Raw genomic sequence first — 15,314 nt, 5'->3', positions numbered from 1 at the left:
ATTCTCCCTTTTTTTAAATTTCATTATAAAAACGTTGGAACTGCCCTTTGCACTACATTCATAATTAATTGAGGAAAGAAACCAGTTGCTATACATAGAAACCCTATAAAAATCATAGGTATAATCATAGATTTAGGTAATTCCTCAAATCTCATTTCCTCTTTTTTCTCGTCATTTCCCATTAAAAAGGCTGTAATAATTATTGGCATATAATACATTGCATTTAGGAAGCTACTAATAAGTATTATTACTAAAAAAATTGGTTGATTTATCTGTAATACTGCAAATCCTAAATACCATTTACTCATGAATCCATTAAGCCCTGGTATTCCAATCATACCCAAAGCGCCTATAGTAAATAAAATCATAGTTATAGGCATTTGATATCCTATACCCTGAAAGGTTCTAATATCTCTCTTACCGGTCTTATAAATTATAGCCCCTGCACTTAAGAATAATAAGGATTTCATTAATCCATGGGTTATTACATGAAAAAGTCCTGCAGCTAAACCTTGTTCAGTTCCAATTCCAATTCCCAAAAATATATATCCAATTTGAGCAACACTTGAATAAGCAAGTAATCTTTTTATATCCTTTTGTCCAATAGCAAATACAGAACCTAAAATCATACCTAGAGCCGCAAAATATGTTATAAATCTTGGAATATCAATTTCATTAATAATTTGTAAACCTATAGCTCTAAAAAGCAGTTTCATAGCTGTAAATATATATACTTTAACTACTAATCCTGATAACAATGCACTAGACGGAGTAGGTGCAGATGAATGTGCATCTGGTAGCCAAATGTGCAATGGAAAAACAGCTGCCTTAATTGCTAATCCTGTTATCATCAATCCTAAGGCTAACAATAAATTAGTAGGGTATAACCGCCATACTTCATTAATGATTATATTTATCTCTACTAAATTCAAATAACCAGTAACCATGTAAAGTAGTGCTACTCCGAACAAAAAAGATAGTGAACCTAAAGTATTTAACATCAAATATTTGAAGGATGCCATGTAATTTTCCTTATATCTTTTAATAGAAATTATGGCACATGAGGTTATCGCTAAAATTTCCATAAAAACATAAGTATTAAATAAATCGTTAGTAATCGTAATGCCAACCATCCCAAGTATTAAAAGAAAAATCAAACTATAATAAAGTGAAATTTGATCAGCGGATATTTCGTGTTCAATGTCCTTCAGAGAGTAAATAATAATAATTAGAGATAGGATAATAATAAATAGTGACATAAATGTTGAGAATATATCAATATTAAACTGTATACCTATCTTTTGTCCCCAATTCCCTATATTGTAAAGATACGACCCATTTCTCCATACACCAACAAATGTATAGAGCATCATGGATCCAGTAATTAACAAGGTTCCTATAATAACTACTTTAGACTTTAAATTAAGCTCTTTTGTAATTAACGGAATAATGACTGCTGCCATCAATAGCAGAAGTAAAATGTATAGTGGAAGCTGCATACTAATCAATGGCCTGATCACTCCTTAACTCCATAATTTCATCTAACTCTATAGTACCGTATACTTCGTATATTTTAATAATTAAACTAAGGGAATATGCTGTTATACTCACTGCTACAACTATACCTGTTAAAATCAAACACGTAGGCAAGGGGTTCACATATAGGCCCAGTGAGGCCTCTTTAGTTAAACCAAGTATTGGTGAATTTGCCCCAGCAACATAACCAACAGAAACCATTAATAAGAAAACTGCTGTTTCCATAATGTTTATACCAATAACTTTTTTTATTAAATTGTGGTTAGTTAGCACAGTATATAAGCCTATTACAAATAAAACTGCAGCACCTATATAATTAATTCTGCCCGCTATCGCCTGTACTATTTCCACTGAATTTATCCTCCTTAATAAATATATGAAATAAGCTTATCAATGTTACAGCAACCATCATACCAATTCCAATAGTTACTGTTGAAAGAAGTTCAGGTTTGACACTTTCACCAACACTTAAAGCATAAGCCCCTAATTCCCGAATTTTTTGCACATCATATCCCATAAATACAACTATAAACGCCATAAATATAAAACACATAAGTCCTTCTATTCTTCTTTTAAAAAATTTATATGGTATCTTTAACTGAGCCCGTTTTAAACCAAATACCAAGGTGTATAAAACAAAAGCAGAACCGATGATTGCCCCACCTGCAAATCCTCCACCGGGAGAAATACTACCATGTATAACAACGTAAATACCATAAAGGTAAATATAAGGAATTACAAATCTAGAAATAATTCTTACAATAATATCATCCATTACACTACACCTCTTTTTTACTCTCTGACTTATTCCCTCTTAAAACTGACATCACAGCAACAATTGATGTAAATAAAACCCCAGCCTCTAATAAAGTATCCGTTCCTCTATAATACTTTAAGACTGCAGTTACAGCATTAGGACTTTTTGTATCTTCAACAGCATTTTCTATATAATACAAAGCCACCTCGTTATAACTAGGATTATTTGGATCACCTATAGCAGGTATTTCTAGAATTCCAGCTATCATAACAATTAAAAGACAAACTAATACATACATAGTGAAGAACTTTTTCACTTTTCTATCCTCCTAGTCCTACTTATAGTCGCTATTAAGATAGCTGTTGTTGCGCCTGCTCCAATAGCTGCCTCAGTTAAAGCTATGTCCGGTGCCTTTAGCATAAGCCATAGTATAGCCATTGTTAAACCGTAAGCACCAAATATTATAACGCAACCTAGTAAATCTTTTGTTTTTTCTACTGCTACTGCACAAACAATTAAAAATATAATGAGTACTATATTTAAAATTTCCATATCGCCACACCTCTTCCTGCAACCATTAAATTATTCTTTTCCGTTCCATTCAGACTTTGCAATAATATGAGAAGCCGTAGGATTTGTTAACCAAATAAACGTAATAATAATAAATAGCTTAATTGAGATTAAACTAATACCATGGTGAATTGCTAAAGCAAGTAGAATCAAACCTAGACCCAGGGTGTCACTTTTAGCAGTTGCATGCATACGACAGAACACATCTGGCATTCTAAGTAGTCCAATCGTTCCTACAAGAAAGAAAAACAATCCACCTAATACTAATATTACTATAATAATATCTTTAAATGCATCCACAGTTATTCACTCCCTTAAAACAATTTGCCTTTTTCTACATATTTTGCTACACAGATTGTCATTATAAATCCTGTCATCGCATAGACCAATGATACATCAACAAATGAGTCATCTAAGGTTATTGTCGCTAACAGCGCTATTATTGTTGTAATCTTTGTAGTTATAACATTTATTGAGATTACTCTATCTGTAGGGGTTGGGCCCGCATATGCTCTGTACAAACAAGCCAGTGTTAACACTGAAAGAAAAATAGTCGCTCCAATAAAAGCAAAACCTCTCATTAATTATCCTCCCTAGTAATTATTACATCGATGCTAATTATTCTTTATACCACCATCTTCTAATCTACGACAATACTGCTCTATAACGGAGTTAGTCATTCCTTCAGCAGCTTCTTTAGTTAAGGCATGAATAATAAATCCATCCTCTTGCATATCTACAGTTATTGTACCCGGAGTTAAAGTAACCGCATTAGCGAAAATAACGTTAAGCACATCATTTTTAAACTTCACTGGCACCTTAACAAAGCATGGACTTAAAGGTAATGATGGATTTAAAACAATTTTAGCAACACTAATATTCGATTTAATAATTTCAACTATTAAAATTAATATGAATTTTAAGTAAGTAATTAAATTAATCAATGTATAATCTGGCATTTCCTCATCCTTAAAAGCTATATCTCTAGAATATAAGACAATAAGCAAGGAAATTACCGCACCAATTAAAACTGACAGAAAATTAATTATCGGAGTCAAAATTATCCAAAATGTAATTAGTAAAATAAATAGTATTACATTATATTTACTTTTCATATAACACCTCTATAACAATATTTTCTCAACTTTTAGTAAAAATATAAAGATGAATGTTTTTATTATTATATCAAAACATTCATCCCATACATAGTATTGTTATTTATTTGTCAAGTACTAATTTTTGTTTTTTACATTTTTTTCATAATAAATTTTAATCAGTTTAAAAAACACTAATTTCAATAAAAATTATTCCTTAGCGTATGCCTTTATAATATCTCTTCGACTTACAATTCCTACCAATACACCCTTATCAACAATTGGTATACGGTTAATTTTTTTAGTAGTCATCAATGTTGCAATATCTTCTATTGTTGCTTCTTGTTCAACAGTAAATACCTTTTTAGTCATAATATCCGTCACTTTGTATGCTACCATTTTTTTCAAATCATTCTCAAAGTTTTTAGTGCTCTCTAGAAAAATATAGCTATCAAGAATGGTGAAATATGTAGGTATCTGTAATTTCTTGCTTCTAAATATAATATCTCCTTCTGTAACAATTCCTACTACTTTTTTTTCTTCATTAATTACAGGTACCCCACTAATATTGTGTTCTAATAATAATTTAATTACATCTTCAACCGTATTCTCTTCTGTAACCGTAATTACATCTCTATTCATTATCTCTTTTACTAACATTTGATAACCACCCTTCATATTAATATTTTTCTTTACCATTTATTAATATATATTTATTTATACCCTAAATAGGTATATATTAAAAATAAATTTTAATAATAATTATTTCCCACTAACTCACACCTTTCCCTCTAAAATATATATCGGAGAATTCAATATTTATTTTCTCTATCCTATTGTTAGCTATTATATCCTTATTAAATACCTCCTGATCATCTTCTACCATCTGTTCCATTGGTAATTCTACAAAGAATGTGCTACCTTTACCGACCTCACTTTTAACATATACATTCCCCCCATGCATATCTACAAAGTTTTTTACAATGGAAAGGCCTATTCCACTTCCTTCATGACTTCTAGTTATAGTTTTATCTACTTGCATAAATCTTTCAAATATTGCCTCATGTAATTCTGCTGGTATGCCTATGCCATTGTCCTCCACTTTAAATATAAACATATTGTCTTTTTCATATATTTCAACGCATATTACTCCGTCACTGGGTAGAAATTTAGCAGCATTAGCCAGTAGGTTTAGCACTATTCTTTCTATTTGTTCCGGGTCACAGGCTATTATTTTCGATGTTAGATAAGAATTGAATGTTGCTTTAATTTTCTTGTTTGATATATATTCATAAAATGAATTATAAATGTCCTCCATTAATTTAACTATGTCTACATTTCTTTTTCTAACTATATAATTCCCCGCATCGATTTTTGTTATATCGATAAGATTATTAATCAATCTAATTAGCCTATAAGAGTTTTGTTTTATCATTCTAGAAAATTTAATTATCTTATCTTTTTTTATTTTGTCTAATTCACCTTCTAATGAACTGTCTATCATTTGCTGAGCGGAAAAAATAATATTTAGTGGCGTTCTTAACTCGTGAGACATATTTGTTAAGAATAATATTTTTACCTTTTCTTGTTCTATAGCCTTTTCTAATTCATATTTCTCAGTAGTATATTTATTATGAACCTTTAACAATTCTAGACTTGTATCGTATCTCCTGTGTATTTCTTCGACCAATCTTTTATGCTTTCTTATAAGAGCAGTAGTCCTTCTGCGTATAGTTTTCTCTAGCTCATTATTTAGCTTTAATATCGTCTCTGAATCCTCTTTTATCTTTTTAGTTTTTTGATAATTATCTTCGTACTGCTTATAAACTCTATATGATATGTAATAAGCCAATACTACAAGATGTGTACCATTTATTATATGACCATACAGTTGAGTTGTTGTAATAGGAGTTTTCGTTATTCCGAATATTAAAGCCGTATAGGAAAGCCCAATAAAAGTAAATCTTTCTATTTTATCTAGATGAATAATAGTTGAAAGGCAAAAAAGAGTAATAATATACGCAGTAATTTGCCCATGAATATACTGTGCATTAATCACTAAGAGTATAGACCAAATCAATGTCACACCAATATATGAGTAGTGCATATATTTAGCTATCCCTTTTGCAAATAAATTGTTTTTAATAATTTTATTCATTATTAATAAAGCTAAAATATTAAATACTAAAATAAAAGCTCTTAAGTAGAATACATTTGTAATCGCATTTGCATTTTCCGTTGGATTAAATCGACTAAATTGTACAATAAACATTATAGAGCTCAATATAGTTAATATAATAGCAAAATTCTTTTCTATTTGTAGATTTGTCTTTAGTCTTTCAAGCTTAAAATCATCACTATAGTCAACTTTTAGTTCACTAGGCATATAATCTTTGCTACAAATTAAATTTTTCAAATAAGATATACTCAACTAAATACACACCCCCATAAAAAACTAATTTATGTTTAATTTCTACATATCTTTGCACAAACCTTCATAAAAGAAAAAAATTCCCAATTTTTAGTTAGGAATTTTTAATTAGTACTTCTTTATTTATATCAAATAAGTAAATATAACTTTCTTTAACTTTTCTATTAATAATTCTTTCTAATGCTTCCTTATATAATTGAAGTTGAATCTCATATCTTTTAATTACAGCATCTACATTATTAACTTCTGTTATTTCATCACTTTTATAATCTACTAATATTAAATCATTATTTTCTTCAAAATAACAGTCTATAGTTCCTTGAATTAATAAATTTTCATTGCAGTTTTTTAGTCCTTCTATTACTTCTTGGGCACTACGCTTCATATTGAATGATACCTCTCGGTAAATTTTATTAGAATTAAGCATCCTTTTTCCTAAATAGCTGTTAAAGAACAAAGTGATTTTATTAATGTCTATTTCCATTATCTCTTCCTCAGTTATTATCTCTTTATTAATCATAAGTTGTATTTGATGCTCTATAGTTTGTCCGTTCCTAATTTCCTCCATATTTATATGTTGCATGACAAAATGGAGTATTGTCCCCTTCTCTGCCTTAGTGTATTCTTTTTTTCCTAGTAGAAACTTAGGCTTAATAATTAAGGGTGGAATACTATATCCCATACTATCTACATCTTTTATTGAGGAATTCTTTATTTCAGAAACCGATAATTTTGATGGAATTTTCGTTGATTCATTGTATAAATAATTCCAATTGAGCCTATCCTCTACAATTTGCTTATGAACAGTATCTTCAGAATTGATACTATTATATAATTGTTCTTTTAATTTTTGTTCTTTAATTCTCTCTTCTAATCTGTTTAAAGCAATATCGCTTCTTTTGAAAACGTTACACACCCATTCAGAAGCGTCATCTATTATCTCATAGGAATCGAAGTGACTTTCAGCTATGCTCCTTAAATTATCAAGTTTCGGATGTTTGGTCAACACCATTCCAAACCAATCAATATAGCTCTTAGCAGATGTAATTAAATAATTGTTTATTGGCTTACACCATTTATCCACTTGCTTTCCTAGATTTTTTACTGATCCAAAGATAATTAATTTATCAACAGGTCTTGTTAACGCTACGTACAAAATCCGCATTTCCTCAGACAAACTTTCGATCTTCAACTTATCTTTCATAGATAATTTAATTATTGTATCCCTATAGACTCTAAGATTTAAGTCCACATATTTCGGCCCAATGCCCAAGTCCTTATGAAGTAGAACATTAGCGTTAGTATCTCTTAGATTAAAATTTTTTCCCGTACCCGCTAAAATAACTACTGGAAATTCAAGCCCTTTGCTTTTGTGAATACTCATAATACGTACTACATTGTCATTCTCACCTAAAATTTTTGCATCACCCATATCACCTTTACTCATTTTTAGCTTTTCAATAAATTTAATAAAGTTAAACAATCCTCTAATAGATGTCTGTTCAAATTGTGTTGCCCTGTCTAGTAATACCCTTAAATTTGCTTGTCTTTGAAATCCTCCGGGCATAGCAGCTACATAATTGTAATAGTTGGTCTCACTAAATAAAACCCATATTAGTTCGCTTATTTTCATATATCTGGCCATCTCTGCCCAACTATTTAATTTTTCAATAAAGCTCAGAAGTTTTTCTTTAAGATTCCTGTTTTCCTGGTTATATTCAATATATTTATAAATCCCATCTATATAACTAAGTCTCTTGTCTATTAACCTTATCTCTACTAATTCTTCTACAGTAAAGCCTCCTATTGGTGACCTCATTACACTTAATAATGGTATATCTTGCCTTCTATTATCTATAATCTTTAATAGATTTATAAATATACTTATCTCTACAGATTCAAAATACCCGGTTCCAATATCCGCATAGGTAGGTATGTTTTCCTTTAATAAGGTTTCAAGGAATATATGTGCCCAATTTTGCGTAGTTCTCATTAGAATTACTATGTCTCTAAATTCAATATTTCTATGTTTCTGTTGTTTATGGTCATATATTTCTGAACTTAATATATTTTTAATACGCTTAGCCACTAATGCGGCTTCTACCTCTATATCATTTAATTCCTCTAACTCTTCTCCTATTTCATCATTTGTGTTATTACTATTTTTTTCAACTATATTTAATTCTATAGCCGTATCTGTACTAGGCTCAAATTGACCACCAACATAAAGGTATGCATCTTCATTATAATCTATTTCGCCGAGCTGTTTTGACATAATGTTTTTAAATATATAATTTGCACCATTAATGATTTCTTCTCTACTTCTAAAGTTTTTTGAAAGATCAATCCTCCTATTTATTTCACCCTTTAAGGAACTAAAAGATTCGTATTTCTGTATAAATAGGCTAGGGTCTGCTAATCTAAATCTATAAATACTTTGTTTAACATCACCAACCATAAATAGATTATTTTCCCTTCTAATATAGTTGATTAATGTTTCTTGAACAATATTACTATCCTGGTATTCATCAATAAAAATGTGAGTAAATTTATCCCTATAGTTTTGTGCTACATTTTCATTTTCCAAAATCCTCAAAGCATAATGCTCTAAATCGTTAAAATCAACTATACCCTTCTCCAATTTTTTTTCAGAGTATAGGTTTATGAAATTATTTATTAATGAGCACAAATAATTCATTAAGGGATAGGAGTTCTTTAAATCCTCAAGATGTTCCTCAGGACTTCTTGCAAATATACTTTCCGTTATACTTTTTATAATATCTTTTGATTTATCCCTTAAGTCTTTAGCCTGGTCCTTTAGATTTGAATCAACATCTTTAGCTAAACGACCTAATCGTGTAAATTCAATATTGTTTAACTCACTGTATATATGAGACAAATCTTTACTAAGACTTGATAATAATGAATGAATTATTTCAATATCACTATTAATTGCGTTTAAATAACCCTCTGGCCCATTTGGCTTTAAACAAATCCTTTTTGCTTCCATTAATAAGTCCTTTGCACCAAAAAATTGAATTTCCAAGCTTGACTTTAAGGCATCAATCCATGCTCCATTACCAAAGCTATTATTATCAACATTAAATACTTCCATTTTTTCAATAAGCCACTGCATAGGTTTTGGCTGACTTTGAATAAAAGTATAGATCTTCTCGATTAATTCTTGTAACTGAATATCATCTCTATTACTACCATATGATTCCACTAGGTCAAAGAAGGCCTGATTTCCTTCTTTGTATTCTTCTTCAAAAATTTCTTCCATCGATTCTTGCTTTAAAATATTTGTTTCTGTAACATCTCCAATTCTAAAAGAAGGATCTATATCTATTAGATGAAAATGCTTTTTAACTACCTCGATACAGAAAGAGTGAATTGTAGTAATAGATGCCCTATTTAGCAGAGTAATTTGCTTTCTTAAATGGTCCTCATTTTCATTTTTCTTGTCAAGTTCTTTTATTATGGCATTTGCTATACGTTCCCTCATTTCACCAGCAGCAGCATTAGTAAATGTTACAATAAGAAGACTATCAATATCAATTTTGTCCTCAGTTATTAACCGAATAATACGTTCTACTAAAACTGCTGTTTTCCCTGAACCCGCAGCCGCAGCAATTAATAAATTACTTCCCCTATCTTCAATGGCCGATTGTTGATCTTTAGTCCAATTGGACATCCTCATCACCTTCTTTCGTACGCACAAGTTTCTCAATTACTTCTTCATTTTTAAGTTCTTTTATAATTCTATATTTATTATCGTTAAAGGATTTATCAAACTGACAAATGGTTTTAAAGTTACAATAGATGCATGTTGTGGTTTTTCCCTTTTTACACGGATCGATTTTTATGTGCCCATCTACTATTTCCTGACTTGCTTGTTTAACTAAATTTCTTACATGTTTAAGTAATACCTTAAATTCCTCCTCAGTTGCCACAGATGAGTTTTTAGATACTTCTCCATTGGTATTGAGTGAGACTGGAATAATAGTAGAGTGCTTTTCAATATCCTTGTGCAGGCTTTTAATAATCTTTGGATCATTTAAGACTAGACCCTTCATTTTAAGCTTCTTATTTATTTCTTTAATTATCTGCTCAGCATTTGTTTCATTACTACTAATCATTGGGTCATCAATTTTATAATAGAGTATCCCCCCAGGCTTGATATCGTAATTAGCGGATTTCGCTCCCGAAATCATTGCTTCTAAGTAAATCATCAGTTGTAATTGGAAACCGAAATAAACATCCGATAGATTAAATTCCTTTTCTCCAGATTTATAATCTACAACCTTATAATACACTCCTGTTTCATCTTCAAAGAAATCAACTCTATCTATTCGTCCTTCGAGGAATATCACTTCATCATTTAATTCTATTTCAACTGCTGAGATTTCACCGGTTTCTCCAAAATACACTTCATGGCCCCATGGTTTGAAATCCCCCATTTTTATGTGTTCAATCATTGTCCATATAGCACGTTTACATATCCTATTTAATCTAGTTATTAAATATCTATATTTGTGAGTACTATATAAAACACCATTCTCAAATTTAACAGATATTTCCTGTACAATTTGTTCAATATTATTATGACATTGCTCCTCAGTAATTTCATGCCAATCAAGTCCATCTTCTTTAATTTTTTTAGCAAAATGATCAATGACATCATGATATAGCTTTCCTATATCAGGTATTCTAAGTTGATATTCCCTACGTTCTTTTGCTTTCAGTCCATATTGCACAAAATGGGCAAAAGGGCAATTTATATAGGTTTCCAATCTTGATACACTTGCTTTAATAGGCTTATCGTAGATCAATTTCGACTGATTGCCTTTTAAATAATATACTTGGTTTTCATGGAACAAAGCAGCGATTGTTTTATCTATCTTTTCCTTCCATTTCTCACTGCTACAATACCATTTGTAAACTTCCCACCATATTTCATGGATTCTCTCCATGTCCGCATATTTTCTAAGATTATGAACTAAGTATTTAAATGTACTTCTATCACGACTAACTAGTTGAATTTCTTGATCATTATTTAAGATAAGATCACTTTTGGGTTCTAAAAGTGGAAATGTCTTTTTAAATTGATCAATAAGTATTGAAGGTCTTAATGCTCTACCCTCCTGATCTGCAATAGCATAACTCATATGAAGATATTGTGTTGGCTTTGTTAAAACAGTATATATAGTAAACCTTTCTTCAACTATTTTAGAATCACTATTAGAACTAAGAAAAACTCCATTATCTTGTAGATATTGTTTTTCATGATCTAGTAGTATTCCATCCTCATCTTGAACAGAAGGTAGCACTCCGTCATTAATTCCCAAAACAAAAAGTGCCCTTATGTTTTGGCTTCTTGACCTTTCTATATTTCCAATTAATACTTGATCTATAGTTGATGGAATAACACCTACTTCACAGGCCATAAAGCCTGACTCAAGCACTTTGTAATATTCCTTTAATTTTATTTCATTTTTTCCTAGTATTTCAGATAATTGATTGAAGACTTCCATTACTATATTCCATATTTGAGAATTTTCATGGGCAGAATCATATTGACCTATTGATTTTTGTTTATTAATCCAAATTTCAAGTTGTTCTTTAATCCTTAATCTATCAATAAAATAGAATAAAGCTTCTGTTATTTCTGTAACGGTTTTATTACCTTTAATACTTTTTTCTAGTTCTATAAAAGGCTCAACAACCTTTTTACGAATTACATTAATTTCATCTAAATTTTTATTAAGATCAATAGTAAAATCCTTAAACCACAGACTCCCCTTAATACCAAACTGTAAAACATAGTTTTCAATTTCTTCTATTTCACTCTTAGTAAGACTTGAAAAACCGGTCTTCAAAAAACTAATCACATCCACATATTGATATCCTTTATATACAATCCTTAGTGATGCTAAAATCACTTCAATTATCGGATTTGACATTATATCTCGCTTTTCGTCTATAAAAAATGGTATATCATATTCGTCAAAAACCCTCTTGATGAGTGGACCATAACCTTTAATATTTGCAGCTACAATTGCTATATCCTTATATCTATACTGATGATCTCTTAACAAGCGTATAACTTCTGTAGCTACTTTTTCTACTTCACTATATAGATTACTACCTGCAAAAATATGTATGTTGTTTACCTTATTCAAATAGGGCTTATACGGGTATTTATATAGATTTTTTTCTAAATGATCAATTTCCTGATTTCTAATACCAACTATATTAGTATTCTGATTTAAATCTACAAACTTCTCGTCAATATTATGTTGTTTTGCTATATCCCTTAGCTTAAATAGAGTTCTTTGAGTAAGGAAAAATAGATTAGCCTCATTCTTTATATCATACGTAAGAGCTACACTTACATTTTTACACTTTAATATTAGTTTTTCGATTATCCTTAAGGTTTGAGGCGTAAATTGATGAAATCCATCAATCCAAACTTCAGCCTCATCTAAAAAACTCGCCTTTTCTATAGATTCAATCAATAAGTTTATATGATCCTCATTATCAATGTATTTTCCCTTTAGGTACCCATTAAAAGCGCTATAAATCAGTGCCATATCCTGCAATTTAAACTTCAATGTATTTTCATCTAATCGGTCAATATTGTTGATTAAATCATAGGGTGCTATATCGTATTGTTTAAATTCTTTTATTAGATCATTAAGCTTATCTATAAAACCATTTTGTTTAATTGCCTTTTTATATATAGTCAAATCCCTCTCTAATTCATTCACTATCCTCTTTAATACCATGCTTTTTCCAAGATTATCTATTTTAACCTTAGTTAGCCCCCCAACCTCTTTAAATACATAGTAGGCCAGACGTGTGAAACTTAAAACTTCCGCACTTATTATTCCTTCTACATCTAATTGCTGAATCAAATCTCTTTCTGCTTGCAATGTATATTGTTCAGGAACTAACAATATAAGTTTACGTTCATTTTTTTCTATTAATTTATTTTGGAGTTCATTTAGAATTTGAAACGTCTTTCCAGTCCCGGATCTACCTATAATATATGTAACACCCAATTTTTTCACCTCATATAATATATACTTATTAAATTATATCATAGGTATATAGATAAAATATATAAAGCCCATCTAAAGCAAAAACTTAGAAGGGCTTTTTATATACCTAGCTATTTTCTATAATACTCTGTTCCCATATTCCATAATTTATTAGTAAACAACTCGTCATCAGTTTGTTCACCCATAAATGATAAAATGCTCTCCACATCCCCTGACATTTTATCACAATGGTGTAGTATTTGGGCCTCAACAGTCTTAGGTAATACCGGGGACCCCCATTCTAAATTTCCATGATGACCTAAAATACCATTTAATATCACAAGTTTATCTTCATATGGGAAGCCTTCTATTTCATTCATAACATTAAATGTATGATGTGCCCCTATAAATATATGTCCTAGCATAATTCCTTGATCAGTGAAACCTAACTCAGGTAATGTTTTATACTCAAATATCTTAGCCCAATCATGAAGCATGCCCATTGCGATTAATCTATCCATTTGGTGTTGAGTTAGTTTTTTAAGCTTTCCTACTGTTTGGGCATAAGTTAATATTTCTAAGGTATGATGCATTAAGCCATGATAAAAATTATGGTGAATCTTTCTTGCTGCAGGATAAGTAGAAAATTTATCTAAATAATCATCACAAAATACCATACGGTTAAGTAATTCCTTTAGATGTTGACTTTCTACTCTTTCATAAAAAGTCTTAAGTCCATTAATCATGCTATCATAATTCCAACTACTCACTGGAATAAAGTCTTTAACCGACAATTCCTCACCTTTAAAGATCTTTAATTCTTTAATATTTAATTGAACTTGCCCCTGGTATTCCCCAACTAACGCTTTAACCTTAAAGATATTATTGACTCCAGTACTAGTTAAAAGACCTTCATATATTTCATAATCCCAAAGCTTAGCTTCCATAACCTTGGTTCTATCTTGCATTATTAAATCTGCATATTTCTTTTCGTTTTTGCTAACCTTTATTTTCATATCAGTCAAAAGAACATTTGCCTCAATATTGCTATTGATATGCTCTTTTCCAATCTCTTTTAAACTTCTAATAAACATTTTTTACCCTCCCAACATATATGTGTCCCTATCCAACATATATTGATATATATATTTTTCTACATAAATGAAAAGATTCCTTTAGTAAATTATTGTTTAAGGCTATTTTTATTGGGTAAATAATATATTGCATTGAAAAATTAGTTTATAACAATTTAAAACATTTAAATTGTCTTATATTAAAAATTTTAAGGGGGAAGATATATGAATGATATGACAGCTAGTAATTTAAAATCTGCTTTTGGTGGGGAAAGTATGGCCCATATGCGTTATTTAATTTGGGGAAAGGCAGCTCAAAAAGAAGGCTTTCCAAATGTAGCTAATCTTTTTGAAGCAGTAGCATATGCTGAGCAAGTCCATGCCCACAATCATTTTAAAGAATTAAAAAATGAAGTAGGAGAAGCCTCTGTAACTGCAGGAGCAGGTTTTGGGTTAACAAACACCTCTGAAAACCTTCAAGGCGCAATTGATGGGGAAAACTATGAAGTAGGTCAAATGTATCCTGCATTCATGGCAGTAGCCCAGTTACAAGGGGAAAAGGGCAGTATGCGTTCTTTCCATTATGCCATTGAAGCTGAGAAAACTCATGCTGAATTATTTACAAATGCTAAGGTTTTTGTAGATGCGCAAAAAGACTATGACCAAGACACAATCCACGTATGTGACGTTTGTGGATATACTGTAGCAGAACACTTAGTTGATACCTGTCCTGTCTGTCACGTGAAAAAAGAATTGTTTACAACATTTGTTACTAAAAAATAAAAGTACATTTAATTAAAGAGCCTTAGA

Annotated in this window: 14 protein-coding genes; 1 reads left to right on the top strand and 13 read right to left on the bottom strand. The window is 30.4% G+C overall.

From position 1 onward, the window contains the following. Window positions 1-23: 23 nt before the first annotated feature. The 13 genes from HZR23_RS07825 to HZR23_RS07765 form a co-directional block, all read right to left on the bottom strand. Window positions 24-1,499: a complex I subunit 5 family protein gene (locus tag HZR23_RS07825; RefSeq protein ID WP_213050348.1), complete on the bottom strand. Its 1,476-nt coding sequence runs from the start codon at window positions 1,497-1,499 to the stop codon at window positions 24-26. A gap of 1 nt (window position 1,500) precedes the next feature. Beyond that, a complete protein-coding gene (locus tag HZR23_RS07820; protein ID WP_132847518.1) occupies window positions 1,501-1,887 on the bottom strand; it encodes a cation:proton antiporter subunit C in 387 nt (128 codons plus the stop codon). Continuing rightward, window positions 1,853-2,311, bottom strand: a complete 459-nt coding sequence (locus HZR23_RS07815) for an MnhB domain-containing protein (RefSeq protein WP_132847519.1) — start codon at window positions 2,309-2,311, stop codon at window positions 1,853-1,855. Before HZR23_RS07815 ends, HZR23_RS07820 begins: the two co-directional genes overlap by 35 nt. A gap of 4 nt (window positions 2,312-2,315) precedes the next feature. Continuing rightward, window positions 2,316-2,609, bottom strand: coding sequence for a hypothetical protein (locus HZR23_RS07810; protein ID WP_132847520.1), 294 nt, complete (start codon window positions 2,607-2,609; stop codon window positions 2,316-2,318). Continuing rightward, window positions 2,606-2,845 (bottom strand): hydrogenase subunit MbhD domain-containing protein, encoded by a 240-nt coding sequence (locus tag HZR23_RS07805; RefSeq protein ID WP_132847521.1) that lies wholly within the window; start codon window positions 2,843-2,845, stop codon window positions 2,606-2,608. The genes HZR23_RS07810 and HZR23_RS07805 overlap by 4 nt, the downstream gene beginning before the upstream one ends. Before the next feature lie 30 nt (window positions 2,846-2,875). Then, complete coding sequence (gene mnhG / locus HZR23_RS07800; RefSeq protein ID WP_132847522.1) at window positions 2,876-3,163, bottom strand: monovalent cation/H(+) antiporter subunit G; 288 nt, start codon at window positions 3,161-3,163, stop codon at window positions 2,876-2,878. Window positions 3,164-3,177: 14 nt separating this feature from the next. Then, entirely contained in the window at window positions 3,178-3,444 is a 267-nt protein-coding gene (locus HZR23_RS07795; RefSeq protein ID WP_132847523.1) for a monovalent cation/H+ antiporter complex subunit F, read from the bottom strand. A gap of 33 nt (window positions 3,445-3,477) precedes the next feature. Beyond that, complete coding sequence (locus HZR23_RS07790; RefSeq protein ID WP_132847524.1) at window positions 3,478-3,978, bottom strand: Na+/H+ antiporter subunit E; 501 nt, start codon at window positions 3,976-3,978, stop codon at window positions 3,478-3,480. 189 nt (window positions 3,979-4,167) lie between these two features. Then, the gene (locus HZR23_RS07785; RefSeq protein WP_132847525.1) at window positions 4,168-4,617 is read right to left on the bottom strand and encodes a CBS domain-containing protein; all 450 of its coding nucleotides are present in this window, start codon (window positions 4,615-4,617) and stop codon (window positions 4,168-4,170) included. A 112-nt stretch (window positions 4,618-4,729) separates the two neighbouring features. Continuing rightward, on the bottom strand, window positions 4,730-6,388 hold the full coding sequence (locus tag HZR23_RS07780) for a sensor histidine kinase (RefSeq protein WP_132847526.1): 1,659 nt from the start codon (window positions 6,386-6,388) through the stop codon (window positions 4,730-4,732). Window positions 6,389-6,482: 94 nt separating this feature from the next. Further along, on the bottom strand, window positions 6,483-10,082 hold the full coding sequence (gene addA / locus HZR23_RS07775; protein WP_132847527.1) for a helicase-exonuclease AddAB subunit AddA: 3,600 nt from the start codon (window positions 10,080-10,082) through the stop codon (window positions 6,483-6,485). Then, window positions 10,066-13,452 (bottom strand): helicase-exonuclease AddAB subunit AddB, encoded by a 3,387-nt coding sequence (gene addB, locus HZR23_RS07770; RefSeq protein ID WP_132847528.1) that lies wholly within the window; start codon window positions 13,450-13,452, stop codon window positions 10,066-10,068. The genes addA and addB overlap by 17 nt, the downstream gene beginning before the upstream one ends. A gap of 110 nt (window positions 13,453-13,562) precedes the next feature. Then, window positions 13,563-14,525, bottom strand: coding sequence for a 3'-5' exoribonuclease YhaM family protein (locus HZR23_RS07765; protein ID WP_132847529.1), 963 nt, complete (start codon window positions 14,523-14,525; stop codon window positions 13,563-13,565). 204 nt (window positions 14,526-14,729) lie between these two features. On the opposite strand from HZR23_RS07765, the gene HZR23_RS07760 reads away from it, so the two are divergent. Further along, window positions 14,730-15,287, top strand: a complete 558-nt coding sequence (locus tag HZR23_RS07760; RefSeq protein WP_132847530.1) for a rubrerythrin family protein — start codon at window positions 14,730-14,732, stop codon at window positions 15,285-15,287. The last annotated feature ends 27 nt before the right edge of the window (window positions 15,288-15,314 follow it).

Origin of the sequence: Serpentinicella alkaliphila (assembly GCF_018141405.1) — a bacterium.
GTDB lineage: Bacteria > Bacillota > Clostridia > Peptostreptococcales > Natronincolaceae > Serpentinicella > Serpentinicella alkaliphila.
The sequence above is the reverse complement of the archived record's forward strand: the minus strand, read 5'-3'. Positions and strand labels throughout refer to the sequence as shown.

Excerpts from the sequence above, each read along its gene's own strand:
- HZR23_RS07825 (WP_213050348.1), bottom strand. The coding sequence starts at position 1,499 with ATGCAGCTTCCACTATACATTTTACTTCTGCTATTGATGGCAGCAGTC.
- HZR23_RS07815 (WP_132847519.1), bottom strand. The coding sequence starts at position 2,311 with ATGGATGATATTATTGTAAGAATTATTTCTAGATTTGTAATTCCTTAT.
- HZR23_RS07805 (WP_132847521.1), bottom strand. The coding sequence starts at position 2,845 with ATGGAAATTTTAAATATAGTACTCATTATATTTTTAATTGTTTGTGCA.
- HZR23_RS07795 (WP_132847523.1), bottom strand. The coding sequence starts at position 3,444 with ATGAGAGGTTTTGCTTTTATTGGAGCGACTATTTTTCTTTCAGTGTTA.
- HZR23_RS07790 (WP_132847524.1), bottom strand. The coding sequence starts at position 3,978 with ATGAAAAGTAAATATAATGTAATACTATTTATTTTACTAATTACATTT.
- HZR23_RS07785 (WP_132847525.1), bottom strand. The coding sequence starts at position 4,617 with ATGTTAGTAAAAGAGATAATGAATAGAGATGTAATTACGGTTACAGAA.
- addA (WP_132847527.1), bottom strand. The coding sequence starts at position 10,082 with ATGTCCAATTGGACTAAAGATCAACAATCGGCCATTGAAGATAGGGGA.
- HZR23_RS07765 (WP_132847529.1), bottom strand. The coding sequence starts at position 14,525 with ATGTTTATTAGAAGTTTAAAAGAGATTGGAAAAGAGCATATCAATAGC.
- HZR23_RS07760 (WP_132847530.1), top strand. The coding sequence starts at position 14,730 with ATGAATGATATGACAGCTAGTAATTTAAAATCTGCTTTTGGTGGGGAA.